Origin of the sequence: Nonlabens marinus S1-08 (assembly GCF_000831385.1) — a bacterium.
Taxonomy (GTDB): Bacteria; Bacteroidota; Bacteroidia; order Flavobacteriales; family Flavobacteriaceae; genus Nonlabens; species Nonlabens marinus.
Window position 1 is genome coordinate 1,262,915 of sequence record NZ_AP014548.1, and the last position, 25,168, is coordinate 1,288,082.

The following is a 25,168-nucleotide window of genomic DNA, read 5'->3' on the forward strand; positions in this document are numbered from 1 at the left end:
AATTAGTGGCTATGAAAACATTCGATACCCTTTCCCAAACAATGACCCACTTGCAAGAGCAAGGTTATACTTATGATTTTAATTTATGTTCGGGACACATTGAATGTAATGCGCTAAAGCTAAAATTACATCCAGAGGATTTCGATGTAGATGAGATGCATCGTTATGAAGGAATGAGCAGTACCGATGACAACAGCGTTCTCTACGCTATTTCATCAAAAAATGGAATTAAAGGATTATTGGTCGATGCCTATGGCGTCTATGCAGAGAATATTTCTGAAGCAATGCGAAAAAAATTAAGATAAAATGAAACATACCTATCACATACACGGAATGACCTGCAACGGTTGCCAGAATCACGTCGAAAAAATACTTTCCAATGTAGCGGGAGTAACCAGTGCATCGGTCAATTTGGAAAAAGCAGAAGCCACCATCGAAATGGAATCTCACATTCCTATCGAGACTTTTCAAAAGGTATTAAATGATGACGGCGGTACGTATTCTATCCACAAACCGGGCGAGCATCATCATAAAGATGATTCCGCTTCCGCGAAAGCGAAAAAACCACAACCCAAAGGCAAAGGAACAGGAACCTTCTACTGTCCAATGCATTGCGAAGGAGATAAAACCTACGACAAGCCAGGCGACTGTCCTGTCTGCGGAATGGATTTAGTCGAGGAACAAAATTTAACCGCCACCACTTCCGAGCAATGGACCTGCCCTATGCACCCTGAAGTTGTTAAAGACGGACCTGGAGACTGTCCTATTTGTGGGATGGACCTGGTGCCGATGAAACCCGATATTTCCGCAGAAGAAAAGACCTATAAAAAATTGCTCAAAAAGTTCTGGATAGCAGTCGCTTTTACATTGCCTATATTTTTCATAGCAATGTCAGAAATGCTGTCAAACAATCCCTTGGAAAGTATTCTCGAAATAAAATACTGGAACTGGGCTCAGTTTGTGCTTTCCCTTCCCGTGGTTTTCTATGCTACGTGGATGTTCTTTGAACGTGCGTATCGCAGTATTGTCACCTGGAACCTAAATATGTTTACGCTCATTGGCATAGGTACTGGAGTGGCTTGGGTTTTTAGTGTTTTCGGGATGCTGTTTCCGCAGCTTTTCCCCCAAGACTTTTTAACCGAATCAGGAACTGTATTTGTTTATTTTGAGGCGACCACAGTTATTTTAACGCTGGTGCTACTCGGACAGGTACTTGAGGCCCGTGCGCACAGTAAGACCAATTCTGCGGTCAAGGAACTCTTAAAACTTGCGCCCAATAAAGCTATTAAGGTAGTCGATGGAAATGAAGAAGAAGTTTCCATCGACCAGATAGAGAAAGGAGATATACTACGAGTAAAACCAGGAGATAAAATTCCTGTTGATGGCAAAATTACCGAAGGAGAAACTACTGTAGATGAATCGATGATTTCGGGAGAGCCCATTCCAGTTAATAAATCTGTAGATGACAAAGTAAGTAGCGGTACCATAAACGGCAACCAGTCGTTCTTGATGGAGGCCGAAAAAGTAGGTAGCGACACATTACTTTCCCAAATCATCAAAATGGTAAATGATGCCAGTCGCAGTCGTGCCCCTATCCAGAAATTGGCCGATACGGTTTCAGGCTATTTTGTGCCAATAGTCATATTTATTGCGGTCATAACCTTTATCGTTTGGGCAATCTGGGGTCCGGAACCCGCTTATGTCTATGGGTTTGTGAATGCCATTGCCGTATTGATTATCGCCTGTCCGTGTGCATTAGGATTGGCAACACCGATGTCCGTTATGGTGGGTGTTGGTAAAGGCGCTCAGAATGGCGTACTTATCAAGAATGCCGAAGCCCTTGAAAAAATGGACAAGGTAGATACCCTTATTGTTGATAAGACCGGAACAATTACCGAGGGAAAACCCACGGTGGAGAAGGTAGGTTCTTTTGATGATAAACAATTTAGCGAAAGCGAAATTCTACATTTTATTGCATCTCTAAACAGTTCCAGCGAGCATCCATTGGCCGAAGCTACTGTGAAATACGGAAAGCAGCAGAATGTTGAACTATCAAAAACCGAAAATTTCAGCGCAATAACGGGAAAAGGCGTAGAAGGTACTGTTGATGGCAAGAAGCTCGATTTAGGAAACGATAGGATGATGGAATATGCCAAGGCTACTATTTCATCTGCTATGAAAGATGAAGCACAATCCTTTCAAAAACAAGGGAAAACCGTTTCGTATTTAGCTATTGATGGTAAGGTTTCAGGCTATGTCGTGATAGGCGACAAAATCAAGAAAACAAGCGCCAAGGCCATCAAGGAATTACAGGACAAGGGGATTGCCGTGATAATGCTCACGGGCGATAACCACGATACAGCACAGGCCGTAGCATCAGAGCTAAACCTTGCTGACTTTAAAGCCAGTATGTTACCTGAAAATAAGTTGCAGGAAGTTGAAAAATTGCAGAATGAAGGGAAGGTGGTCGCAATGGCAGGTGATGGCATCAATGATGCACCAGCACTGGCAAAAAGTAATGTGGGAATCGCTATGGGGACAGGTACAGATGTAGCCATAGAAAGTGCGATGATAACCTTGGTAAAAGGTGATTTGCACGGTATCGTAAAAGCTAAAAATTTAAGCCATATGGTTATGCGAAATATCAAGCAGAATCTCTTTTTCGCTTTCATCTATAATACCTTAGGTGTGCCCATTGCGGCTGGAGTCCTATTTCCGTTTTTCGGTTTGTTATTATCACCTATGATTGCAGCTTTGGCAATGAGTTTTAGTTCCGTATCGGTTATTGCAAATGCCTTACGATTACGTACCAAAAAAATCGATAGCTAATGGTCAATAGAAAAACAGCAAAATGGATTCGAAAAGCCCACCGCTACTTGGGTATCTTCCTGGGTATTCAGTTCCTGATGTGGACGATTAGCGGGATGTATTTTAGCTGGACGGATATTGACGAGATACACGGCGACCATTTCAAAAAAGAGATTCCTGAACAAACTGCATTTTCAGGTTTGGTGGGAAGTTCTCAACTAAATATTCAGGAACCGATTAAGTCATTAGAATTACTTGAAATAGCGGATGCGCCCTATTATTGGATTAATGAGACTGTGCTTTATAATGCACTTACAGGAACAAAGAAAGACGAGCTCACAGAACAAGAAGCAATCAAAGTGTCAGAACGCTATATGTTGGCAGATTTAGAATTTGACCAAATACGAAGAATTGAATCTGTTGGCGACCACCACGAGTACCGCGGACGACCATTACCTGCTTATGAGATTTCATATAAAACCGATGAAAATTTAAAAGCCTACGTGGCGATTGAGAATGGTGCTTTTCAAACAGTACGTCATCGCGATTGGCGCTGGTTCGATTTTTTATGGATGACCCACACAATGGATTATCAGGGAAGGGATAACTTCAACACTATTGTTTTAAGAGCTTTTTCACTGTTAGGCTTGATAACAGTATTGAGTGGCTTTATCCTTTGGTATATTTCATCACCAACTCTTAGAAAATTAATTAAAAACAATCGTAAATAAGTAACATTAAAATCAACTATTATGGAAAATTCAATGGAAAACAAAAAGAAAAATCAATACACAAAATTTGTAGGAATGCTCGCTGCATCCTTCGTGGCTATGTACATCACAATGTACCTAAACACTTATGAGTGGGACCACGTATGGTTTAGCCTAACCCGCTTTTATATGGTCTGTTTAGGGATTGCAGCGATGGCCATTATTATGTTTGTTGCAATGCGCGGGATGTACAAAAACAAGAAAAAGAATATCGCAATTGTTTTAGGAAGTATAGTATTGTTTGTAAGTGCTTTGACCTTGGTGCGTGAACAAAAATCAACTGTGGGCGATGTGCTCTGGATGAAAGCAATGATACCGCACCATTCAATAGCAATTTTAACAAGTAAAAGAGCAGATATCAAAGACCCTGAAGCTAAAAAATTGGCAGAAGAAATTATTGAGGCACAATTACGGGAAATCGCACAGATGAAAAAAATAATTTACAGATTAGAAAACGAAAAAGAGGAATAGTACGAGTACTAATTTCTATAAAATTATTATTATGAAAAAGAACATTATTTATATAAGTATTGCAGTTATCGCAGGCTTATTGGCAGGATATCTCATATTCGGAAATTCAGGAACAGAACAAAATGCTGTTAAGGATTTATCCGATATGTCAGATACCCACGACCATTCCGGCGAGTCGGAAAACCAAATGTGGACCTGCTCAATGCACCCACAGATTATGCAACCCGAACCAGGTGACTGCCCTATATGTGGAATGGACTTGATACCTGCCGAATCTGGTGCCGATGGCCTTGCAATGAATGAGATTAAAATGACAGAGAACGCAATGGCGCTGGCCAACATTCAAACTACTATTGTGGGTAATGGCACTATGTCAGAAGACGATGGAATGATTACGCTTTCCGGCAAAATCGCGACCAACGAAGAAAACAATGCCGTACAAGCAAGCTATTTCGATGGGCGTATTGAGCGTTTGAATGTCAATTATGAAGGCCAAAAAGTAAATCGTGGTCAATTGCTGGCTACAATTTATGCGCCAAATTTGGTCGCTGCACAGCAAGAATTGCTCACAACCGCTTCATTAAAAGAATCGCAGCCTGAACTGTATAAAGCAGTGCGCAACAAATTGAAACTATGGAAACTTTCAGAAGCCCAAATTAATGCGATTGAAACTTCAGGAAAAGTGCGAGATAATTTCCCCATTTATGCCACCGTTTCAGGAACGGTTTCAGAAGTGATGGCACGAGAAGGCGATTATGTAAAACAGGGTCAGCCCATTTTGAAAGTAAGCAATCTAAATTCGGTTTGGGCAGAATTTGATGCCTATGAAAATCAAATTTCAAATTTAAAAGTGGGCCAGAAAATAAAGGTAGTAACCAATGCCTATGCCAATAAAGAATTTGACGCCACGGTTTCATTTATTGACCCAATATTGAATAATGCAACGAGAACGGTTACCGTAAGAGCAACACTAAAAAACACAGATGACCTCTTTAAACCAGGAATGTTTGTAACGGGTAAACTCAAAGGGGAAATGAAGATGACCAACGAAGCGATAACAGTTCCTGCAAGCTCCGTAATGTGGACAGGCGAACGCTCATTGCTATATATAAAAACCAATCCCAACGAACCCGTTTTTGAAATGCGTGAAGTAACCATCGGAAATCGTAATGGCGAAAATTATGCTGTAACAGAGGGCTTAAAAAATGGCGATGAGATTGTGACCAACGGAACCTTTACAGTAGACGCAGCAGCACAGCTACAAGGGAAGAAATCTATGATGAATCAGGGAAAGAAAGAGGATGCTATGATGCCAATGTCTGAAATGAAAATGGAATTTTCAGAGAATTTTCAAAAGCAATTTAAAAAAGCCCTCAAGCCTTATTTGCAGATGAAAGATGCTTTGGTAGCGAGCGATGCAAATCAGGTTTCCGCTTTCGCGAAAGCGACATCAACATCTTTAAAATCCGTAGATATGAAAAGTCTCGGTAGTATGGAACAATCACATATAAAGAAAAGTATTGAAATGCTCGATGCCATTGCAGCGAACGACAATCTGGAAAATCAACGTGACCATTTTGTGATATTAAATGAAAATATGGTGCCCATTGCGATGAGTGTAAATGGAACTGACGCGATACTATACGTTCAGAAATGCCCAATGGCAAATAATAATAAAGGCGCAGTTTGGCTAAGCACGGAAGAAGAAATTCGTAACCCCTATTATGGCGATGCGATGCTCACGTGTGGTAGTGTGATTGAGGAAATTAAGTAGTTTTATTCCTTTAGTATTTTAAGAAGCTAAATACCGAAAACCTTTAAGATACTTTTCAATTTTTTTATAACCCCTTTCGATAGAGAGGGGTTTATTATCATACAATATACCCGCAAATTAAACTCGTAAAATACTTCCATCAAAAGACTACGGCATAAAGCCATCGCTTCTGCCACTACTCATTTATTCCGTTTCCTTTTGAGCCAAGATTTTATCTTCCGTTTGGTTTCTGCTCAAATATTGTTTAATCAAAAATTTGAGTATTATGACAACAAAAGCGAGTACCACAAAGAAGCGCAGTAGAGCAAAAGCAACTACAAAAAAAGAAGTAAATGGAAAGAAATTATCCGTACTTCAAATTCAGAACTTACCATTGGGCAAAATCAAAACTGACCCAGAACAACCAAGAAAGACTTTCAACAAAGATGCATTACAGCAACTTTCTGAGAGTATCGAAGAGCACGGTGTATTGCAGCCAATCACGGTAAGGCAACTAAATGGCCATTATGTCATCGTGATGGGCGAACGCCGATATCGTGCAAGCAAACTGGCTGGAAAAAAGACCATACCCTGCATCGTGAGGACTTATCAAAACAATGATGTTTTGGAAGTTCAAATCATCGAGAACCTGCAACGACAGGATGTAGAACCTACCGAGGAAGCTGAGGCAATTGCCTATCTAAGCGAGAAATATGCGCCAACAGAAATTGCCAAACGATTGGGTAGAACGGATAACTTTATCAGACAACGCTTAAAATTGGCAGGTTTGATTGAAGGTTTCAAACACTTTGTCCGCAACGGCGAAATGACCATTTCATTGGGTGTTGGTGTCGCACTTTTTGAACCAGAGGAACAACAGATGATGTTGGAAACGATGGGCGAAGATTTTAATGCACACCAAATTAACAGGATGATAAAAGACCAAACCTATGATTTGGAAAAGGCATCTTTCGATGTAGCTGATAAGAAATTAGTGCCGAAAGCAGGCTCTTGTGTAGAATGTCCGTTCAATGCAGCCAATCAAGGCAATCTGTTCGGCGAGGGTAAAATGGTCTGCACAAAATCAGCTTGTTTTGAAACGAAGAAAAGTAAATCATTCTTGAACCTGATTGAGAAATCCAAGAAAGAGAATATTCTACTGATTCCTGAAATTAGACAGTATTGGGCAGATAACGAAAACAATCAGCTTATTATTTCACAGTTGGAAAAAAATGGCTTGAAGGTCTATCTACTGGATGATGTTGAAATAATCGAAGAACCAATTAAGCCGACAATCGAGGCCATTAAGATAGAATATCAACATTACGATTATTCTGAAGACGAATTGAAAGCTGAGCTTAAGGAAGCCATTGAGAACTACGAAGAAGAGTTGAAAAATTACAATTCGGCAACTGACAATGGATTTGGAAACGGCATCGTGTTCCATCCTGAGACCTACCAAAACAAAGAAGTGTTTGTAAAGATAATCGAGAAATCAAAAGATAAATCGAGTGATTATTCAGCACCATTGGCCAATAGAAAAATGGCAGATTGTACACCTGAAGAACAAATCGTGAAAATCAACGAAAGGGAAATCCGTAAGAAGCAAATAGAGAACAACAAGCAGTTTGAAGAAGTGGTACAGATGATTCGTGAGACGGATTATATCGATACCAAAAAAACGCTTTCGGTAGATGAAATGGTTGCGTTTTCAATTTCGCTGTTTGAAAATAATGTGGATTATACAGCGCAGCAAAAGTATTTTTCAAAACTCTTAGGTGATACATCAAAAATGACCAGAGTAGAAACCGTGGCGCATTTTAAGAAGAATTTCAAAAAAGAAATCTTCCACAAATTGATTCGCTATATACTTACAAAGCAAGTGCATTTTGGCGAAAGCAATCACATAAATAACTTGACAAACATTTCATTCTTCAATGCAATACAAGGATATTATAAGTCTAAGATTGATAGTATTGCAAAAGAATACTTGGTAGAAAGAGACAAGCGTGAAGCACGTTTGAAAGAGCGCATCACAGTTCTTGAAAAGAAAATTCAGGAACTCAACGATTAGCTTTTGTTGTTTGAAGAAGGGTCGTCATTCGTGCTGGCCCTTTTTCTTTTTTTAGTGCCTAAAAGAATGGATTTGCAAGGAAGGGTTATCAATCAATAGTTGGCGCAAAGGTAAACTCGTAAAATACACCCATCAAAAGACTACGGCATAAAGCCATCTCACCGTCCTACGCCTATTTATTCCGTTTCCTTTTGAGCTGAGATTTTAGCTTCCGTTTGGGTACTGCTCAAATATTGTTTAATCAAAATATATCATTATGAAACGAATATCCGAAAAACCTAAAATTTCGCCACAAGAGGCTGAAATACATTATCAATCGAGTAAAGAAAACTACACTATTGAAAGTGCTGAAAGCCATCTGGCTTATTACAGGGAAAAGCATCCAATCTATTATGCGGTGTTATTACAAAATGTTTAACCTAAAATTCAAAAGCTATGTATTTACAAAATTTGCAACAGGATGAAATCTTCGTTCCATCAGAAATGAAATCCTTAAAAAGCCTGACACAGATGGAATCCCGAAGAGGGCTTGAAAATGCCATCATCTCAAATGGCAAAATCGTGAATGTCGTTTCGAACAGCTATGGCCATATTCCAAATCAACTGTTTTTCAAGAAAGCCGAGGAAATGCTGACCGATGCACATCTGAATTTTCACAAGCGCACCATAAATAAAAATGATAGGTCTTTCATTACCGACTTTATCATAGACGATAAAAGCCAATTTACGGTCAAGAATGATAAAGACCTGATTCTGCCAATGCTTCGGTTTAAGAACTCGTATGATGGTAGCGAAAAGACCTCTGGCCACTTCGGATTTTACAGAGAAGTATGTTCCAATGGTCTGCACGTTTCACAAGCTGAAATTGAATTTTCCATCAAGCACAGTAAGAACAATACACACCTCATTATGCCGAGGTTGAATAATTTGTTTGATAAATTTCTTGATAACGAGTTCTATACCATTACTAAGAAATTCGATAAGATGAAGGAATTTAAAATCATCGACACACAGGAATTTGTAAAAGCCATTCTCGATAAAACAAAACTTTTTAGATACGAATGTAGCGACAAGAACAGCGACCCTTCAAAAAAGTCTCGTGAAGTCATTGAAATATTGAACTACGAAGCCTTGTTGCTTAATGAAGAACCGAATCTTTGGCTGGGTTACAATGCCTTTAATTCTATACTTCATAATGTATTGAAGAAAAGCTTCGGCCAACAAGAACGGTTGGATAAAAAGCTGTTTGATGAAGTCTATGCTATGGCATAAATTAAATAAAGGTTTGTCCAGTACCTTAAACTGGATGACTAAATATATCATAAGCATTTACTTTCCCACTCAGCACATTCCCCTTCATTCCACGTCTGCCTGCCGAAAAAAGCAGGCAACCACTTCATTTCGGGAAAAGAGCTTCACTACAAATATCTTGGACACAATTCCCAATTTCAGCTTTCCATTCCGTTAACCCTTCCCGATGCTCTGGGAAGGAACACTTCATTCCCGAGCCAAAATTGTGAATTAAGTCCGCTTTCTCATCGGAAAGCCATCACTTCGGTTTTCTTAACAGGATTTTCGGCGCGGTCTTCTTGAGCCCTCACTCGAAAATCCTTAAAAACCGAACCGCTGTCTTACACATTTTAAGGGGTTTATAATGGATAAAGCCTTTGTTGTTTTTCGGGTCGTCGAAAAACAGGCACGACATAACCAATTCTACACCTGCCCGTCCGGTCAGGCGGGTTAAACCCAGCTACTCATTTCGCTTAACTGTCGGTACGCTCAAATCGTAACCTGATTTAAAAGAATTGCTAATGCCCTTATGGAACTTGTCAAGACTGTACAAAGTTTTAGTGAAAAATAAGGTATCTACTTCCTTGAAAATGCGAGCATTTTACTACGTCGCAAACACACCTGATTTATTCCCTAAAAGTCTTGACAAAACCCACTATATCCATTGTGCGATGCACGAAAGAAAAGAACAAACACCCCTTAAAATTTAATCTGAATTGAAAAGGGAAATATTAATCAAGCCTATAAAGGGCATTTAAAACCATTTAGTTATGAGTACTATTAGAAATCACGTACAGTTGATTGGAAACGTTGGTCAAGAGCCAACCATTACGAACCTTGAAAGCGGTAAGAAAGTAGCCCGCTTCTCACTCGCCACGAACGAGTATTACAAAGACAGCAAAGGCGAAAAGCAAACGGACACCAACTGGCATACCGTAGTGGCTTGGGGCAAGACCGCTGAAATCGTTGAGAAATATGTCGAAAAAGGCAAAGAAGTTGGGATTACGGGAAAACTAAAGACCCGAACCTACACCACCGACGATGGAAACCAACGCTATGTTACCGAAGTGGTAGCCGATGAAATCCTTTTGCTTGGAAGTAAAAACGACAAGTAATCTTTAAAATTAAAGAGGGCGTTCCTCTGGAAAGTTGCGCCCTCTTTTTCATTATTAATTCCATAAAACAGAAATCACAATGAAAGCACAAGTTAACGAAATTAAAGAGCGGTTGCAATATTTCAATGGAACAGAAATGTTCTATCAAATCCCGCTATTGAAAACACGATTTACAGACGGGTTGAAATACCTTTCGGAAGTTGCCGAATGTTTTTGGCTTATTACGGATGCTTCCGTAATTGCGAAAAGTCTGATGAACCGAAGCGAATTTATCACTATCGATTTTAAAAGATTGCCCGAAGAAAAACAGGATTATTCGGGTTACGAAGCCGAGATAATTTATAGTGATGGCAACGATACTATTTTGGAAAAACACGGTTATCGTGCCACCGATTTTCCGCTCGATGAACTGCGGTTGTTTTTTGTAAATGATACGCTGATGCTACCAAGTGAATATTAAAATCTTCAGCTATGGTATATCTCAATTTTACAGACTTGAGCGAAGAGGCTCAAAACCGACTTTTGGAAACGTCCAAAGAAGATGTGAAACGAAAATTTGGGGATAGCATTCGCAAATACGTAAAGGAAAATTATGGCTGTTTTGAAACGATAATTGAAGAGGAAGCACTTCGGAATTTATATTCCTACACCTACGTTTTCAATATATAATTTTCGGCAAAATTGAACCAAGCACCTCTAAAATTTTAGGGGTGTTTTTTGTGTGTAATTAATTCTGTATCAAGAAAAAATCACTATCTTTATTTCGCTGAAATTCAGCATTCAAATTAAAGTAGGGTTATCCACTTTTCGACTTTCGCCGATAGCCTTGCACATCGAAAAATAACATATCGGAAAATCATTTTCTCTGAAAATGGCAATCGGCTTTTTAGCCGGATTGTATGGATTTTTGTCACGCTTGCGCGTGGCGAAAAGGAATAGCAAGAGGGTAACGGGCTGCGCCGCGTTACATATTCCATTTTCGTTTTAATCCATTGATTTTTAATTACTTAAAATCAAACAGGATTTAAAATTTCCAACAATTTGCGTCAAATGGTCTTGAAACACCAGTAAACAGGGATGGATTTACGTCAAATCTTTAAAAAGGCGAAAGGAAATGGATTCATTTATCACTATCAGGTTCAAACGAAAAACGGCCAAGCGGTTTCAAGAATTTTCAAAAATGCACTTTAAAACGCACACCGAAGCGATGGAAAACATCCTCGATTTTTTCCTCTATAACGAGATTTCCCCAAAGGAAAAATTAGGACCAACGGGGCGAACCATCGAAGCGAAATTGCTCAAAAGAATCAATGCGGTCATCGCCATAATGCGTGATGTAGAAAAGACCCAAACCAAACCTACGGTCGCAATGTTGCAATCCCTTTTTGTGATAGACGAACCCAACAAAAAACCATTGATAGTTGAAAAGAAATATGCCGAGGAAAAGAAAGAAGTGCGCTTTCGCGAAAAGCGAAATCTAAAAAACGAACTCTAATATTCGAGCTATGTACATCACAATAACACCCCAAAAGATGGGCGGTAATTTTTCCAAAAGTTCGGCAGATTTTGTTGGGTATTTAGAGAAAGAAAATCAAGGTTTGGAACAACAGGATATGGAACATTTTTTCAATCAATATGGCGATGAGATTTCTGCTGAGGAAGTCATCAGGGAAATCGATGGTAATACCGCAAAATTGGAAAAACACGAACCAAGATTCTATTCAATTACTGTTAGCCCTTCAAAATATGAATTGCAAAAACTTCAGAACAGTAGCCAAGATTTAAAACGATACACCAAAGAGCTGATGAAAGATTATGTGGCTTCATTCAATAGGGAAATCAAAGGGCGACCGGTTAAAATCGATGATATAAAGTACTATGCAAAAATAGAGCATCAACGCACCTTTAAGGGAACAGATTTTCAGGTAAAAGAGAACCAACCTTTCGCAACAAAAATACTTCAGCTGAAAAATGAAATCCGAAATATTCAAGATGGACGAGCAGAAGGAAATATTAAAAAGATGAAAAAGGAAATCGCCAAACTGGAACGCCAAGCGCCCCAACAGCAAAATGGAAAACGGATTGTCCAGGGAATGCAAAAAGATGGAAACCAAAGCCACATCCATATTATCGTGAGCCGTAAGGATGCGTCCAATAGATTCAGTTTATCGCCGGGAAGCAAATACAAAGCATCTGATGTAAAGTTGAATGGGGAAACCGTAAAACGGGGATTTGACCGAGACAAGTTTTTTGAAAGAGCAGAAAAAACATTCGATAAGACTTTTGGCTATAAACGAAACTTTGCCGAAACCTACAAAGCTCGAAAAGATTTTGTGAAGAATCCCAATCTCTATTTCGCTGCCTTGATGAAACTACCAGCTAACGAAAAAGCCTTGGCTTTTAAAATGATAGCAAAAACAGGATTGCCGATAGTGCCAAATATTCCAGTTAGTCAAACACAGATTGCACTGCGGGTTCTTAAACGGTTAAGACGTGGTGCCGAAGTGGCCATCAAATCAAGTTCCATAGGAATCTAATCGTTATGCAAATAGATAACCTCATAACAACACTTTCAATTATTGGTCTGGCCAGTTGTATTTTCTATGCAATTTTTCGGATAAGTCGGTATGCATTCATCATTAATTTTCTCGTGCTTGGTGCGATGGTATTTTATTTGAACGAGGAAAACCGACTGATTCTGATTTCTCTCTATCTGGTTTGCCCTCTCATATTAATTAACATAGGAATGTATGTGTTCCTGCATAAAACTGACAAGCCGACAAATGGCGATAGCAAATATCAGGTCAGCTTTGCCACCACTAAGGGCAATTTCAAACTGGATAACATCAAACGTGGTGCATCCATCATCGGTTCTGCCGGAAGTGGAAAGACCGAAAGCGTTGTGTATGGATTTTTGAAACACTTCTGGAAAGAAGGGTTTTGCGGAATTATCCACGACTATAAGGATTTTGAACTGACCGAAATGGCATATCCACTTTTCAAGGATAGTGATATCCCGTTTAAGGTCATTTCCTTTGATAAAATCATCCACAGGGTAAATCCTATTGCACCACGCTATTTAGAGAACGAGGAAAGCGTAAACGAAGTGTCGCGGGTATTAATCGAGAACCTATTAGAGCAAAGAGAAAGTGGTACGACCGGCACAACAAAATTTTTCAATGATGCAGCTGAAGGTTTGATTGGTGGGTTGATTTGGAAACTTAAAACCACCTATCCACAATTCTGTACACTTCCTCATTTAATTGCTATTTACCAATATCTGGACACGGACAGCCTTATCCAGTTCTTGGAAACCAATACTACATCAAGAGCTATGGCAGATGCTTTTATAAGTGGCAAGGATTCTGACAGGCAGACGGCTGGTGTAAAAAGCACATTGGCCAATGCGTTGAAACGAATTAGTACACAACGCATTTTTATGGCGTTATCCGCAGATGAAGTGCCACTCAATATAAATAATGAGGAAAATCCAGCGGTCATTTCAATAGTCAATAACCCGAAATTCGAAACATCATATTCGCCTGTTATTGCTACCATTATCCACACCATCACAAAACAGATGAGTGTGCGTAGTTCAAAACCATCTTTTCTGCTGATGGAAGAAGCGCCAACGATTCGTTTATTGAATATGCACCGTATTCCGGCAACACTTAGAAGTTATGACATTGCCACGATTTACGTTATGCAGGACAAAATCCAAAATGATATGATGTATGGCGATAAAGCCAGTAAAGCCATATTAAGCAATTTATCCTACCAGTTTTTCGGAAAGGTCAACGACCCAGATACCGCCAAATATTATGAACGCTTTTTTGAAATTATTAAGGATCCAACCAAGAGTATAAGTCGTGGTCATAACCTCGATTTTGATACTCGCATTACCACGGGCGAAAAGGAAATACCAAAGATTAGGGCTGATATTTTCTTTAGATTAAAGCAAGGTGAATTCATTACCTACGCTGATGGGAAGGACAAGAAAGTGCAATTCAAACTATCAAAAATCAACAGGCAACTACCAAAAGAATCTAAGCAATATTCAAGTGCTGATATAAATGCCAATTTTGAGCGGGTTTATGATGAAGTGCGGTCGATATTTGGATAAATTTAGGTGGTCTAATAGGTGGTCTAATAGGTGGTCTAATAGGTGGTCTAATAGGTGGTGTAATGGGTGGTGTAATAGGTGGTCAAATTGGGTGTCGATTATATGAAATTTTATTTTGGAATGTATAACGGTCTATATGAAAGTTTTCCTATCGACACAGGCTCGGTGACTTGAAAAACCTTTACGCTATCGTAGTTTTCTTTTACAGCATTTACAACATCCCCAACAAAGCTTGGTTCAGCATTATAACCCACGAGCACGTTTAACAAAGAGGAAGGCTTATACTTGACCCTTCCCGTTCTTTCTTTTAGAAGCCGAAGCTCTTTTTCATAAGCCCATTTTTCTGTTTTTTTGTAGAACAAGTCAATGATATGATTAGGCTGGGAAATGGCGCTGTATTCTCTTTCCTTTATTTCGGAAACATAATGGACAGGAAGTATGTTATGAAAAAAAGTCGGGTCGGCACTACTATCAAAATGAAGGCAGACCCCTTTGTCGTTTCTTGAATAGATTTTCCATAAGTCTTCGTTCATAGGGTACATCGTAAAACAAGCAATACCAAAGCTAGATACAAAGGGTTTTATCTTGGTAGCGGCAAATTCCTGAAGCTTTTCTTCAGTCATATTTTCATCGTAATAGGCCTTGACTTGCGGATCAAGTATATTTTCTGCTATTGTATTGTAAAGTAATTTGACTTCTTCTGGATTTGTTGAAAGTTTTACAAATTCAGGATTGGAATCCAATTCATCGTTAAGTGAGTCCCTATCTGAAAACCAAATATAATTCTCTTTAAGCTCGCTTAAGGTATTTTCGTTGGGTGGACGGAATCGAAATACGTGTGGTATTCCCATCGGTATAGCTAAGTCGTGGTCTTGATTAAAAATATTGAGCATAAACCTGAAATTATGTAAAATGTTGTATATTATCAACAAAAATAGTAATTTTGTGGTAAATATGCAACATAATGAATTCTAAGAAAACAGTTCTTCTACCAAAATATCAAAAGATTTTTGAGCAATTGGGCGAAAATATAAAGCTTTCGCGAAAGCGAAGAAAGCTTACGACAGAGCAGGTTTCTGAACGTGCAGGTATCAATCGGACTACATTGTATCGAATCGAAAAAGGCGACCCGGCGGTTGCCATAGGCTCTTATTTTAATGTGTTCAGAGTGCTCAATCTAGAAGATGATTTTAAAAAGTTGGCTGTGGATGATGAATTTGGAAGAAAGCTACAAGACCTAGATTTATTATAAGAGCAATGGCACGAGGAAAATTTGACATATACGTATTTGCAGATTGGGTCGGCCTTGAAGAACCTACGCTAATAGGAATCTTATCGGCACATTTTGCCAAGGGTAAGAAAGCCTTCAGTTTTGAGTATGATAAAGACTGGTTAAAAACCGATGCACAGAGATTGTTAGACCCAGACATCGATTTTTATTCTGGTCCGCAATATCCAACCAACAAAGAGAATTTTGGAATCTTTTTAGATAGTATGCCAGACACTTGGGGTAAGACTTTAATGAAACGTAGGGCTGTCCAAGATGCTAGAACAAATAATGAAAAGGCTCGTACACTCTATGAAATAGATTATTTACTTGGGGTTTTTGACGAAAGTAGGATGGGTGCGTTGCGTTTTAAAACCGAACTGGAAGGTCCTTTTTTAGATAATGATGATAGAACGCCAACACCACCTTGGTCATCATTGGGCGATTTACAAGAAGCCGTCAAACAGTTAGAAAGTGACGAACAAAATGATGATATACGAAAATGGATTGCAGTACTGATTGCGCCAGGTTCTTCATTAGGTGGTGCCAGACCAAAAGCTAACATTTTTGATACCCAAGGAAATCTATGGATTGCCAAATTTCCGTCAAAAACAGATACAGTTGACAAAGCTGCTTGGGAATTTTTAGCCTATCAATTAGCTACTGCGTCGGGTATAGAAATGGCAGATTCTAAAATAGAGAAGATTAGCGGTCAGTATCACACATTCTTAACAAGACGGTTCGATAGGAACAATGGAAAACGCATTCACTTTGCATCCGCTATGACGATGACCGGAAATACCGAAGATATCATAAAAGAGTCTGCACCTAGTTATCTCGAAATCGTAGAATTTATAGAAAATTATGGTGCAGATGTAGAAGCCAATTTGCATCAGCTTTGGCGACGCATCGTTTTTAATATAGCCATTTCCAACACGGATGACCATTTGCGAAATCACGGTTTTATATTAACCGATAAGGGATGGATATTATCGCCTGCCTACGACCTAAACCCATCCATAGAAAAAGATGGTTTATCGCTAAATATAGATATGGATGATAATGCTTTAAACTTTGATTTGGCTAAAAGTGTTGGCGAATATTTTCGTTTAAGCGAAAGCGAAATGGTAACTATACTTTCTGAAGTATTAACAGTTGTCAAAAATTGGAAATATATTGCCGAAGAAGTAGGAATAAAAAGAAGTGAGGTAGAATTGATGGAAGGGGCTTTTAGGTATTAAGACTAAAAATAAGTAAAATTTGAGCAAAGCAAAAAAAAGCGCCTTACCCGATAAAAAAATGCCACACCTAGTCCTATTGGGTGCTGGTGCAAGCTTAGCTTCATTCCCAAATGGCGATAAAAATGGGGTTAAACTTCCTCTGATGAATTCATTGGTTGATAAATTAGATTTACATCAATTCATCCCAAAGCAATACGAAAATCTAACCTCTGATTTTGAAAAACTATATAGCAAGCTAGCAAATGATAATTCTTTAATGCTTGCAAAAACTTCAATTGACAAAAAGGTATATGAGTACTTCTACGATATGGAAATCCCTGATAAACCTACGCTGTATGATTATCTGATACTAAGCCTTAGGAAAAAAGACCTCATTGCTACATTTAATTGGGATCCGCTATTACTTAAAACGATGAGAAGGCATTCATCTATAGAAAATTTGCCGAATGTTGCATTTCTTCACGGAAACGTAGCGGTAGGTGTGTGCAATACCTGCAATATAAAAGGTTTCAAATATAACATCATCTGTCATCGTTGTCGAAAGCCATATTCGGATATGAAATTGCTCTACCCGGTCGAGAAAAAGAATTATAGTTCCAACGCATCCATTAACGACGAGTGGCAAATGCTAAGAGCTTACTTTAAAATATCACTATACGTAACAATTTTTGGTTATAGTGCACCAGTTTCGGATATTGATGCAAAGAAACTTATGTTGGATGCATCAATGGAAAATAAGTCACGTAATTTCTACGAATTGGAAATTATTGACATTAAATCCGAAGAAGAAATTGAGGATATTTGGTATGATTTCATTCATAGCCATCACTACTCTGTTATCAAAAACCTAAAGGAAAGTTATTTGTGGCATCATCCAAGAAGAAGTACAGATGCTTTCTTTGATGCGTATTTAATGAACAGTCCTTGGGATGAAAATCCATTCCCAGAATTTAATGACATTTATGAAATGCATAAATGGATTGAACCATTATTAAGAGCCGAAAAAACAGCCAACTAATAATGTTGCAATAAAATTTATTACCGTTTAATTTCAAAAAGGGCCTTTTTCTCTCGGACCTTTATTCGTGACTTTCCATTGACTATTTTCCTTTACCAATTTGAAAACACCAGACTTCCCATCATAAGAGGTGGTATATTTTACCCAACCAGTTTCCCCATCTACAGCCTCATCTAAAATTTCTACCTCAATGTCTTTATCAGAATCAGGCATCATATTTTGAACAGTAATCAAACTGGCATACCCTTCTGATGTGGTATGTTTTTTTAGAACTGACTCATCTTTTGAGAAGAAGCTTTCCGCAACAATCTTGGCAGTTTCTGAAGGCGACATATTCTTGTTTTCTGAACAGGAAATGAAAAGAAGTACGAGTGAGCAAATGACGATTTTTTTCATAACAGTATTAATTTGGGTTATTAATATATCTATGCGATAGTTTCATTTCAATATTTCGTTCGCCGTCCTTTTCATTCAGTTCTAAAATTGCCCTACGGTCATTTGATAATGAAAACTTGGGCAACACATAAACGAATCGTACCGTTTCACTTTCTACAATTTTTGAAGGCAGATTATGTTTGTAAATCGGCTCTTGATAAAGACGTTGCAATGACTTTCTTTTTCCCTTTTGTCGTGTTTCAATCGAAAGGTTCAAGAAATTCAAATCGTAATCCAAGGTAGAATTATTCTCGATCTGGATAACGAAATAGAGCTCTTCTTTATCAAAAACGATATTCTCAACGCTCAAAACAATGCCTTCATTTCGCTTTTTGATTCGACCTATACGCTGTTTTCTATTGAGCAGATACGAGCAGAATTTTTGGTAATAATAGGTTCTGTTATCTACACGTTCTTCAGAGGATTCAGCAAGAATTGAATCAGTTACAATCGGTTTTTCATTCCCGATACTATTTGATGCTGGAATGAAATAATTGAGCTTAGAAAGCTGTTTTTTATACCTTACAATATACGAAAAAATTGAGCCATTTCGGTTGACTACCAGTAAATTACTTTCCTTCCCAGGCTTGGCTTGTAATAGGCCGAAATACTGTTCTTTCTCACGGTTATAGGTAAAGACGAAATTATCTGAACCGGTTATGCCTTGCCGAATAGGTTCTGGAAAGAATAGTGCAACATTCTTGGTATCGTTGGCATATATGGTATCTAATTTTATAGTTGTTTGCGCTTTCGCGAAAGCGAAAATAAATACGGTTAATATGGAAATTGTCACTTTCATAACTTTGGTTTTAGAATTAATCTGTAATTGTTCAGGACGGTTACTTTTACCCTTCGGTTAGAGCGCCTGAAAACTTGGGTAAGTCCGCCAACTTGTGGGACACTCGGGATATTTATATCACCAATAACATCATCGAGCACCTCTCTCGTAGCTTCTTCTCTAAAGTTGTTCTCAACATAGATGCCCTCGCTACCGTCTTGCAAATCGTAGGCTTTAAGCTTTGTGGGATGGTGCTTTATGTTTTCAATTTCAATTAAGGCACGATTGGGTTGAAAGCTGATAAAGCCGAAAATGGGTGTGTTCTTTGGCATCAGTTTGCCATTTATGGTAGCAGCTTTGGTAAGGCGCATCCGCAATCGGGTATTGGCTTGAACAATTTGGTCGCCATCCACGACCACGTAAATCGTTTCATCTGTATTGCCAATAATTGAAACTTCATTGGGCTTGGGCGAAGCCGCAAAGAACAGTTGATGTTCCAGACCCAATTCTTTAGATTCGATTTTTTGAGCTCTTTTAACTTCAGCTGAATCCACCTTTGGTGCTGTTTGTTGAACAGCTCGCCTTTGCCCTAAATTTTGATACCGCTTTTCGGAATACTTAATCTTGCCAGCATCATAGATACTGTCAACAATGCGTTCTTTTTCACGTTGCGGTAAATCTGGGTCGTAAAAGCCCAGGGAATCAATTAGCTTTTCATCATAGATGCTGGGCGCGTTGGTTTCACGCACTTCCTTGAGGTCGTTAATCGCATCGAGCTTGGACTCGTATTCTTTTTGGTTTTCTTCTAAATCAGGCACTAAAGTCTGTTGTAAGCTTTCGTTCTCGCTATCATCATCGCCCATTACCATTACGGAATAGGAAATAAGGAATATGAAAATAACAGCCAATACTGCTGCAAATACTATTTTGTTCTTTTCTACTTTCATAATCGTGGTTTTTAAATGCCGATTATCGGCTCAACTATCATCATTTAATTTTTTTAAGGTGTTTTCGAAGTAATTCGTAATTAAAAGTCCGTGGGGATTGTTGGGAAAGTTTCGGTCCACCATAATCAGGTTTCCGGTGGAAACCAGTTCGTAGGTATCGATGATTGAGCCTCTATTTATTTCAAAAATGGTCGTGGTAGTGAAACTGTACGTGCCATTGCTTTCTGAAATTTTTGAATCAATACTCAATACTTTTTGAACGAGCGAATATTGTAGTAACCGATTATAGACACCATCCGCTTTTTTCTGACGGTACAGATTGTCCACGGAACTATTACCCAACCAAAGCGCCTTTTCCAAATTCCGTTCATAATTGCTGGCATCGATATTATAGAAGTAATTGTGGAACAGATCTAAATGTGCCAAAGCTTCTACCCTGAAATTCTCTTTTTGGGTAACGAGCTTCAGCGGAATAATACTGCCATCGGTATTAATCGCAAATGCACTATTGAGTGCCTTTTGATTGGTGTTGAATACCATCCAAACTGAAAAGGTGCTGGACAATAAGGCACATAAAACGACTGCCAAAACGATAAACCGATTTAATTTTAGGACGTTATAAATATTCTTGTAAGGTGTTTTCATAATTTTATTTTTAATCTGCCTTAAGCAGTAAACAGTCTGAGCGTAAAGGACGTGGCACGTCTGTACAATTTGAATTTTAGGAAGACGATAAAGCCAACAGAACCCAATTGAACGACAGGTGCGAAGAATCCACTTCCAACATCGGTACCGAATAAATTGGTCCAAAAGTTCGTATTGATTTCAGTATAAAGGGCATTGATAAACACATTGACCAGAAAGAAGGCTGGTACGAGCATATAAACGGCAGCGTACAATTTAAAGAAGGTATAGGCGAGCGAACGGAATTTTTCAAATACTGCCAAACTAATGACCAACGGGAAGAACGCTTGCATTATTCCCAAAAGGAAAAAACGCTCTGCCAAGAATAACGGATAGATGAACAAATCCAATATCCAGAGAAAAAGGCTAATGATAAATGCAAATATTTTGAATCCGTAAAGTGGTGTTACTAAAGCTTCATATAAGAGCGTCATAGCTGCTTGCGCAACTTCAATGATGCTAACGTCTTCTTCAATGGGAATGTCCTGCATTTGCAATGGAAGTAATGCAGGTGCGGTGCCCCTATATTGTCCCTCGATGGCTACCAATATCCCATCAAAGAATCCCAACACCTGCGTTGAAAATATGACCAAAAGGACAATGGCAAAATTCTTTGCCAGTTCACCCGGACTCAATCCCCAAGTGTAACCATCTTTGGCCGCAATCCCTTCATTGTACTTTTTAAGGATATTGACCAAGAAAAACAGGACAGCGAGCGTTTTCATTCCTGCAATGGTGTATTGCGAAAAGTCGCTGGCTTGTATGGTCTGGAACACCGTATCGATGTATTCCAATCCTATCCCTAAAATGATGGTCGCGGTCATCCTTAATATTCTGTTTCGCGGTTATTGACTTTATCTTGCATCTTTCTGAAAGAAATAATATCACGATAGCGTTTCGTTTTCGTAGTGATGTTGGACACCATTTGTTTGGATTCCAGTTCCTTTGCCTTTAGGATTTCGGCACGTTCGGCATCACTCATTTTTAGGTAATCGCTTGAGAGGACTTCGTCTATAAAGTCCACTGTGTCCAATGAATTTTGGACAATGGTTTCAAATGAGGCCACAACCCTATCAATTTCCTCGGGTTTGATATAGGGCGAGTTGAGAATATACTGAAGGTCATTCTGCATTACATTGATAAGGCGTTGATTGTTCTGTGCGATTTCCTCAACCGCTCTAAGCTGTTGGACAACGCTCGATACTTTTTCGATGGCTTCTTTGGCATCCTTCAAGAATTTGACGGACTTAATCATTTCTGCCGTCTGTTTACCGGATTCCAATAGCTGTTTTACCAAACTGATAAAGTTGGTGTTGTCATAAACTGGCATTCCTTGAGCGGAAGCATCTTTCGGCATTAAAAGGGAAATCGCTAAGATTAGCCCGAATAACATTGTTTTGATTTTTGTCTTCATAATATTATATTTTAGATGTGAATTGAATGATTGCTTTTTGCATATCCTGATGCTCGTTGTAGAGCTTTATTATTTCCTCATTTTCCTTACCGTCTGTGAGGTAAGCGGCATATACTTCCTTCGGAACTTCGAGACGGAAAATGTTGCTTTCCCTACCTATTTTGATGAACATCTCGGTGTACTTCCGTGGTCCGGAAAGGTTATTCTTAATAGATTTTAACTGGTTCAGGTCGTGGCTGGACAGATTGAGTCTTTTGACCAATTCGTCATAGCCTTTTTCGTTGTTGAGGCTATAAATGACTTGGGTGTTTTCCAGAATACTTGCGGAAGTTGAATTATTCGGTAGTTGATTTATAGATTGCAGGATAATCCCAATCGCACCGTTCTGTTTTCGGATGGCTTGATAGTAGAACTCGACACTTTCCAAAACGTTTTCAAACTTCAACTGTTTTGCAAACTCATCGAAAAGGATGATGCCTTTTTCAGCTCGGTTCTTCCAAATCGTTCTTTGGATAGCTGACTTAATCAGCTTCAACATTACGGACAGAATTTCCTTGTTGTCCTTCACTTCGTCCAATTCAAAAACAATCAATCGTTTGTCCTCGATTTTATAGGTTTGGTCTTCGCTCACCTCAAACAGAAAGCTATATAGACCATCGCCGACATATTCGGACATTACGTGCAAGAAGCTCGTAACATTGAAATAGTCGGGATGGATTTTAAGGGTGCTCAGAAGGTCTTTCTGATTCCTTTCTATAAAGCTGTAAAAGCCATCCAAAGAGTGGTTTTCTGAAGTGCTGTCATAATAATGGCGCAGTATCTTTTTAACGGAAACCGATTGTGCTTTGGTAACTTTCAAGTCCGATGCGAACAGCTCAAATAGGAAAACTGACAGGTCTTCCAAACGTTCGGGTGTGAGGTCATTTGCATTGCTGATATAAAATGGATTGATACCAAGATTTTTTCCGCTTTCATAGCGCAGCACCTTATATTTTTCAGGATAGAGTTTGGCAAACTTGGTGTAGGACCCGCCCAAGTCGATAATGACCAAGCGAACGCCACTTTCAAAATATTGGCGCAGAATGTTATTGGCCAAAAAGGATTTGCCTTCACCTGTTGGTGCAAAAATGGCAAAGTTCCGTGCTTTGATGCGTTTCTTGCGCTCGTCCCAGACATCCTTTAGAACGGGAATGTTGTGTTCGCGGTCATTAAAGATGATTCCGGTTGCATCGGACTTGTAATTGGTGTTATTGATGAATAGGCAAAGTGCGTGCTTTAAATCCGTTACATATAAATCGTTATTCGAGAAATTAGAAGAAAAACAGCAGTAGCTATTTAGGATATAGTTTTTTCGTTCCTCACCTCGTGGATAGTATGGGATAATGTCGAGTTCCTTAAATTCTGTCTTTATCTTTGATGTTATTTTATCGAGTTCTTTGGCATCTTTAGACCAATACACAATGTTTAAATGCCCACGAATTATTCTGGCATTATCATCGGCATTGATTTGATCCAGGATGTGCTGAATCTTTCCAAGCACTACTTTGTTCTGCGAACCGAAATTTGAACTTTTGTTCAGTTCTTCAATTTTCTTATCCAGCAATTTGCGCCACTTTTGTTTGTCGTCGAGATAGAGAATCTGATTAACAATATGATTTTCATTAAGCGTAAGCCCAAAACCATCAATAAACCCTTGATGAAACACAAAATCGTCAGAAGTGAATTTCTCATTGGTCTTGCTACTCTGTACACTTTCGCCAAAGCACAGTTCGCTATTGATGGCCAGGGCATCAAAATGGTTTTCGCCAATATTGACGCTTTTCTTTTCTAATATGATGTCCGTGTCAAAACCTTCGTTGAAACCATTGAAATAGCCATTTGTAAGCTTTTGAATCTCTTCCGCTTTAAGCGAAACAAATTCCATCTTTCGGCTATTGTTGATGAAGGAAACAGAGTCACTAACTGAATTCACAAAGCTCTTAACGTTGTCATCCAGTTCTTGCACGATTCCCTTTGAAACCTTCCGGAACGGGTTGACATATTTTGAATTATTAAGTGCCTTGTTCTTGGTCAGTATGAAGAAGAGATAGCATTTATGTTCTATATGTCCACGTCCTTTAAAATGCTCGTGGGTTGCTTTTTCTAGAAAAGTTGTCTTAGGAAGCTGTTCTGAAGTATAGGATTTCTTGAGGTAGATATCCTGTTTGTGAACCACCGTTCCCACAGGCAATGATTTCAGTGCCTGAAACCAAGCACCGTGCATATCCTCAAAATCCTTTTCAGATAAGGAATAGATTTCTGGCAAATTCCCTTCATAACACAAAACGACATTGCCATTATTGGCAAAGACGATATTGTCCTGAATATCTACAATGGGTTGATATTTAGAAAGGTTAATCTTGTTCATAGTTGAAACCTGAATTTCTTTTGTTGCTGATAATTTTAGGGAATGCATTGGCAGTTTGAAATAGCTGTGGGTTATGGGTTATTCTCGTCAATGCCACGTAAAGCCCAGCATTAAAAACCAGTACACCTATAATTATCCCGAAGCTGAAAGAGAAAATAATGACCAAAAGGGATGCGAGTATGGAAACCATCATTAAGGCAAACAGGGAAATGGGCAAGCCAAAAATGACTGCCCTTTTCCTGATGTTTTTATAGACCTCGAACCGCTTCATCTATACAACAATTCCTATGAGGTAAGTGAAGATGCCGACTACTGCGCCTGCAATCAAAACAAAGACGAGAACTCGGGTAATCCCTTTTTTAAGGTCAGCATTTTCGCCAAAGAAGTGTCCTGCATTAAAAAGGAAGCCTACCAAGAAGATGACACCTAACAAAATTGGAAATACGGTTCTTATAGTATCGCCCACATCGTTAACAGAATCTTCAATGCCACCAATTTGAGCAAATAGCGAAGTGGATAATAGCGAAAGAATGGATGCTAAATAGAGTGATTTTTTCATAACGTAACAGTTTA

The 25,168-nt window shown here is 38.9% G+C and carries 27 protein-coding genes; 17 read left to right on the forward strand and 10 right to left on the reverse strand.

From position 1 onward, the window contains the following. Nucleotides 1-11: 11 nt before the first annotated feature. The 14 genes from NMS_RS05805 (at nucleotide 12) to NMS_RS05865 (ending at nucleotide 14,404) form a co-directional block, all read left to right on the forward strand. Entirely contained in the window at nucleotides 12-305 is a 294-nt protein-coding gene (locus NMS_RS05805; protein ID WP_041495861.1) for a hypothetical protein, read from the forward strand. Nucleotide 306: 1 nt separating this feature from the next. After that, the gene (locus NMS_RS05810) at nucleotides 307-2,829 is read left to right on the forward strand and encodes a heavy metal translocating P-type ATPase (RefSeq protein ID WP_041495862.1); all 2,523 of its coding nucleotides are present in this window, start codon (nucleotides 307-309) and stop codon (nucleotides 2,827-2,829) included. Beyond that, the gene (locus tag NMS_RS05815) at nucleotides 2,829-3,539 is read left to right on the forward strand and encodes a PepSY domain-containing protein (RefSeq protein ID WP_034260690.1); all 711 of its coding nucleotides are present in this window, start codon (nucleotides 2,829-2,831) and stop codon (nucleotides 3,537-3,539) included. Before NMS_RS05810 ends, NMS_RS05815 begins: the two co-directional genes overlap by 1 nt. 21 nt (nucleotides 3,540-3,560) lie before the next feature. Then, nucleotides 3,561-4,049, forward strand: coding sequence for a DUF305 domain-containing protein (locus NMS_RS05820; protein WP_034260688.1), 489 nt, complete (start codon nucleotides 3,561-3,563; stop codon nucleotides 4,047-4,049). A 31-nt stretch (nucleotides 4,050-4,080) separates the two neighbouring features. Then, complete coding sequence (locus NMS_RS05825) at nucleotides 4,081-5,823, forward strand: efflux RND transporter periplasmic adaptor subunit (RefSeq protein ID WP_041495863.1); 1,743 nt, start codon at nucleotides 4,081-4,083, stop codon at nucleotides 5,821-5,823. Nucleotides 5,824-6,088: 265 nt separating this feature from the next. After that, entirely contained in the window at nucleotides 6,089-7,876 is a 1,788-nt protein-coding gene (locus NMS_RS05830) for a ParB/RepB/Spo0J family partition protein (protein ID WP_041495864.1), read from the forward strand. 256 nt (nucleotides 7,877-8,132) lie between these two features. Further along, nucleotides 8,133-8,294, forward strand: coding sequence for a hypothetical protein (locus NMS_RS13890; RefSeq protein ID WP_158448965.1), 162 nt, complete (start codon nucleotides 8,133-8,135; stop codon nucleotides 8,292-8,294). Nucleotides 8,295-8,311: 17 nt separating this feature from the next. After that, a complete protein-coding gene (locus NMS_RS05835) occupies nucleotides 8,312-9,148 on the forward strand; it encodes a DUF932 domain-containing protein (protein WP_041495865.1) in 837 nt (278 codons plus the stop codon). Nucleotides 9,149-9,936: 788 nt separating this feature from the next. Beyond that, nucleotides 9,937-10,281 (forward strand): single-stranded DNA-binding protein, encoded by a 345-nt coding sequence (locus NMS_RS05840; protein ID WP_041495866.1) that lies wholly within the window; start codon nucleotides 9,937-9,939, stop codon nucleotides 10,279-10,281. A gap of 79 nt (nucleotides 10,282-10,360) precedes the next feature. Then, nucleotides 10,361-10,741 carry a DUF6876 family protein gene (locus NMS_RS05845; protein ID WP_041495867.1) on the forward strand — a complete coding sequence of 127 codons (381 nt, stop codon included), beginning with the start codon at nucleotides 10,361-10,363 and terminating at the stop codon, nucleotides 10,739-10,741. A gap of 11 nt (nucleotides 10,742-10,752) precedes the next feature. Next, on the forward strand, nucleotides 10,753-10,950 hold the full coding sequence (locus tag NMS_RS05850; protein ID WP_041495868.1) for a hypothetical protein: 198 nt from the start codon (nucleotides 10,753-10,755) through the stop codon (nucleotides 10,948-10,950). Nucleotides 10,951-11,395: 445 nt separating this feature from the next. After that, complete coding sequence (locus NMS_RS05855; RefSeq protein ID WP_173405816.1) at nucleotides 11,396-11,776, forward strand: BfmA/BtgA family mobilization protein; 381 nt, start codon at nucleotides 11,396-11,398, stop codon at nucleotides 11,774-11,776. A 10-nt stretch (nucleotides 11,777-11,786) separates the two neighbouring features. Next, on the forward strand, nucleotides 11,787-12,818 hold the full coding sequence (gene mobB, locus NMS_RS05860; protein ID WP_041495870.1) for a MobB family relaxase: 1,032 nt from the start codon (nucleotides 11,787-11,789) through the stop codon (nucleotides 12,816-12,818). 5 nt (nucleotides 12,819-12,823) lie between these two features. Then, nucleotides 12,824-14,404 carry a type IV secretory system conjugative DNA transfer family protein gene (locus tag NMS_RS05865; RefSeq protein WP_041495871.1) on the forward strand — a complete coding sequence of 527 codons (1,581 nt, stop codon included), beginning with the start codon at nucleotides 12,824-12,826 and terminating at the stop codon, nucleotides 14,402-14,404. Between the two features lie 110 nt (nucleotides 14,405-14,514). Here NMS_RS05865 and NMS_RS05870 read toward each other — a convergent pair whose 3' ends face one another. After that, nucleotides 14,515-15,297, reverse strand: coding sequence for a DUF2971 domain-containing protein (locus NMS_RS05870; RefSeq protein WP_041495872.1), 783 nt, complete (start codon nucleotides 15,295-15,297; stop codon nucleotides 14,515-14,517). A 71-nt stretch (nucleotides 15,298-15,368) separates the two neighbouring features. On the opposite strand from NMS_RS05870, the gene NMS_RS05875 reads away from it, so the two are divergent. Genes NMS_RS05875 through NMS_RS05885 form a run of 3 tightly spaced genes read left to right on the forward strand, consistent with a single transcriptional unit; the run spans nucleotide 15,369 to nucleotide 17,930 of the window. Beyond that, the gene (locus tag NMS_RS05875; protein ID WP_041495873.1) at nucleotides 15,369-15,656 is read left to right on the forward strand and encodes a helix-turn-helix transcriptional regulator; all 288 of its coding nucleotides are present in this window, start codon (nucleotides 15,369-15,371) and stop codon (nucleotides 15,654-15,656) included. Nucleotides 15,657-15,661: 5 nt separating this feature from the next. Continuing rightward, nucleotides 15,662-16,912: a type II toxin-antitoxin system HipA family toxin gene (locus NMS_RS05880; RefSeq protein WP_041495874.1), complete on the forward strand. Its 1,251-nt coding sequence runs from the start codon at nucleotides 15,662-15,664 to the stop codon at nucleotides 16,910-16,912. A gap of 19 nt (nucleotides 16,913-16,931) precedes the next feature. After that, a complete protein-coding gene (locus NMS_RS05885; RefSeq protein WP_052476762.1) occupies nucleotides 16,932-17,930 on the forward strand; it encodes a hypothetical protein in 999 nt (332 codons plus the stop codon). Between the two features lie 33 nt (nucleotides 17,931-17,963). On the opposite strand, the gene NMS_RS05890 is transcribed toward NMS_RS05885, so the two are convergent. The 9 genes from NMS_RS05890 to NMS_RS05930 are packed head-to-tail and all read right to left on the reverse strand — an operon-like array spanning nucleotide 17,964 to nucleotide 25,154. Continuing rightward, entirely contained in the window at nucleotides 17,964-18,326 is a 363-nt protein-coding gene (locus NMS_RS05890) for a hypothetical protein (RefSeq protein WP_041495875.1), read from the reverse strand. A gap of 7 nt (nucleotides 18,327-18,333) precedes the next feature. Then, complete coding sequence (locus NMS_RS05895) at nucleotides 18,334-19,164, reverse strand: DUF4138 domain-containing protein (protein WP_041495876.1); 831 nt, start codon at nucleotides 19,162-19,164, stop codon at nucleotides 18,334-18,336. Then, nucleotides 19,161-20,090, reverse strand: coding sequence for a conjugative transposon protein TraM (gene traM / locus NMS_RS05900; protein WP_041495877.1), 930 nt, complete (start codon nucleotides 20,088-20,090; stop codon nucleotides 19,161-19,163). Before traM ends, NMS_RS05895 begins: the two co-directional genes overlap by 4 nt. Nucleotides 20,091-20,120: 30 nt before the next feature. Then, entirely contained in the window at nucleotides 20,121-20,735 is a 615-nt protein-coding gene (locus NMS_RS05905; RefSeq protein ID WP_041495878.1) for a conjugal transfer protein TraK, read from the reverse strand. A gap of 20 nt (nucleotides 20,736-20,755) precedes the next feature. After that, a complete protein-coding gene (locus NMS_RS05910; protein WP_041495880.1) occupies nucleotides 20,756-21,598 on the reverse strand; it encodes a hypothetical protein in 843 nt (280 codons plus the stop codon). Between the two features lie 2 nt (nucleotides 21,599-21,600). After that, nucleotides 21,601-22,167 carry a conjugal transfer protein gene (locus NMS_RS05915; protein ID WP_148311410.1) on the reverse strand — a complete coding sequence of 189 codons (567 nt, stop codon included), beginning with the start codon at nucleotides 22,165-22,167 and terminating at the stop codon, nucleotides 21,601-21,603. Between the two features lie 25 nt (nucleotides 22,168-22,192). Further along, a complete protein-coding gene (locus NMS_RS05920; RefSeq protein ID WP_041495881.1) occupies nucleotides 22,193-24,595 on the reverse strand; it encodes a TraG family conjugative transposon ATPase in 2,403 nt (800 codons plus the stop codon). Then, nucleotides 24,582-24,866 carry a hypothetical protein gene (locus NMS_RS05925; protein ID WP_041495882.1) on the reverse strand — a complete coding sequence of 95 codons (285 nt, stop codon included), beginning with the start codon at nucleotides 24,864-24,866 and terminating at the stop codon, nucleotides 24,582-24,584. The genes NMS_RS05920 and NMS_RS05925 overlap by 14 nt, the downstream gene beginning before the upstream one ends. Next, nucleotides 24,867-25,154: a hypothetical protein gene (locus NMS_RS05930; RefSeq protein WP_041495883.1), complete on the reverse strand. Its 288-nt coding sequence runs from the start codon at nucleotides 25,152-25,154 to the stop codon at nucleotides 24,867-24,869. Nucleotides 25,155-25,168 lie beyond the last annotated feature (14 nt).

Coding starts and splice junctions, on each gene's coding strand:
- NMS_RS05805 (WP_041495861.1), top strand. CDS start 12: ATGAAAACATTCGATACCCTTTCCCAAACAATGACCCACTTGCAAGAG.
- NMS_RS05810 (WP_041495862.1), top strand. CDS start 307: ATGAAACATACCTATCACATACACGGAATGACCTGCAACGGTTGCCAG.
- NMS_RS05815 (WP_034260690.1), top strand. CDS start 2,829: ATGGTCAATAGAAAAACAGCAAAATGGATTCGAAAAGCCCACCGCTAC.
- NMS_RS05820 (WP_034260688.1), top strand. CDS start 3,561: ATGGAAAATTCAATGGAAAACAAAAAGAAAAATCAATACACAAAATTT.
- NMS_RS05825 (WP_041495863.1), top strand. CDS start 4,081: ATGAAAAAGAACATTATTTATATAAGTATTGCAGTTATCGCAGGCTTA.
- NMS_RS05830 (WP_041495864.1), top strand. CDS start 6,089: ATGACAACAAAAGCGAGTACCACAAAGAAGCGCAGTAGAGCAAAAGCA.
- NMS_RS13890 (WP_158448965.1), top strand. CDS start 8,133: ATGAAACGAATATCCGAAAAACCTAAAATTTCGCCACAAGAGGCTGAA.
- NMS_RS05835 (WP_041495865.1), top strand. CDS start 8,312: ATGTATTTACAAAATTTGCAACAGGATGAAATCTTCGTTCCATCAGAA.
- NMS_RS05840 (WP_041495866.1), top strand. CDS start 9,937: ATGAGTACTATTAGAAATCACGTACAGTTGATTGGAAACGTTGGTCAA.
- NMS_RS05845 (WP_041495867.1), top strand. CDS start 10,361: ATGAAAGCACAAGTTAACGAAATTAAAGAGCGGTTGCAATATTTCAAT.
- NMS_RS05850 (WP_041495868.1), top strand. CDS start 10,753: ATGGTATATCTCAATTTTACAGACTTGAGCGAAGAGGCTCAAAACCGA.
- NMS_RS05855 (WP_173405816.1), top strand. CDS start 11,396: ATGGATTCATTTATCACTATCAGGTTCAAACGAAAAACGGCCAAGCGG.
- mobB (WP_041495870.1), top strand. CDS start 11,787: ATGTACATCACAATAACACCCCAAAAGATGGGCGGTAATTTTTCCAAA.
- NMS_RS05865 (WP_041495871.1), top strand. CDS start 12,824: ATGCAAATAGATAACCTCATAACAACACTTTCAATTATTGGTCTGGCC.
- NMS_RS05870 (WP_041495872.1), bottom strand. CDS start 15,297: ATGCTCAATATTTTTAATCAAGACCACGACTTAGCTATACCGATGGGA.
- NMS_RS05875 (WP_041495873.1), top strand. CDS start 15,369: ATGAATTCTAAGAAAACAGTTCTTCTACCAAAATATCAAAAGATTTTT.
- NMS_RS05880 (WP_041495874.1), top strand. CDS start 15,662: ATGGCACGAGGAAAATTTGACATATACGTATTTGCAGATTGGGTCGGC.
- NMS_RS05890 (WP_041495875.1), bottom strand. CDS start 18,326: ATGAAAAAAATCGTCATTTGCTCACTCGTACTTCTTTTCATTTCCTGT.
- NMS_RS05895 (WP_041495876.1), bottom strand. CDS start 19,164: ATGAAAGTGACAATTTCCATATTAACCGTATTTATTTTCGCTTTCGCG.
- traM (WP_041495877.1), bottom strand. CDS start 20,090: ATGAAAGTAGAAAAGAACAAAATAGTATTTGCAGCAGTATTGGCTGTT.
- NMS_RS05905 (WP_041495878.1), bottom strand. CDS start 20,735: ATGAAAACACCTTACAAGAATATTTATAACGTCCTAAAATTAAATCGG.
- NMS_RS05910 (WP_041495880.1), bottom strand. CDS start 21,598: ATGACCGCGACCATCATTTTAGGGATAGGATTGGAATACATCGATACG.
- NMS_RS05915 (WP_148311410.1), bottom strand. CDS start 22,167: ATGTTATTCGGGCTAATCTTAGCGATTTCCCTTTTAATGCCGAAAGAT.
- NMS_RS05920 (WP_041495881.1), bottom strand. CDS start 24,595: ATGAACAAGATTAACCTTTCTAAATATCAACCCATTGTAGATATTCAG.
- NMS_RS05925 (WP_041495882.1), bottom strand. CDS start 24,866: ATGAAGCGGTTCGAGGTCTATAAAAACATCAGGAAAAGGGCAGTCATT.
- NMS_RS05930 (WP_041495883.1), bottom strand. CDS start 25,154: ATGAAAAAATCACTCTATTTAGCATCCATTCTTTCGCTATTATCCACT.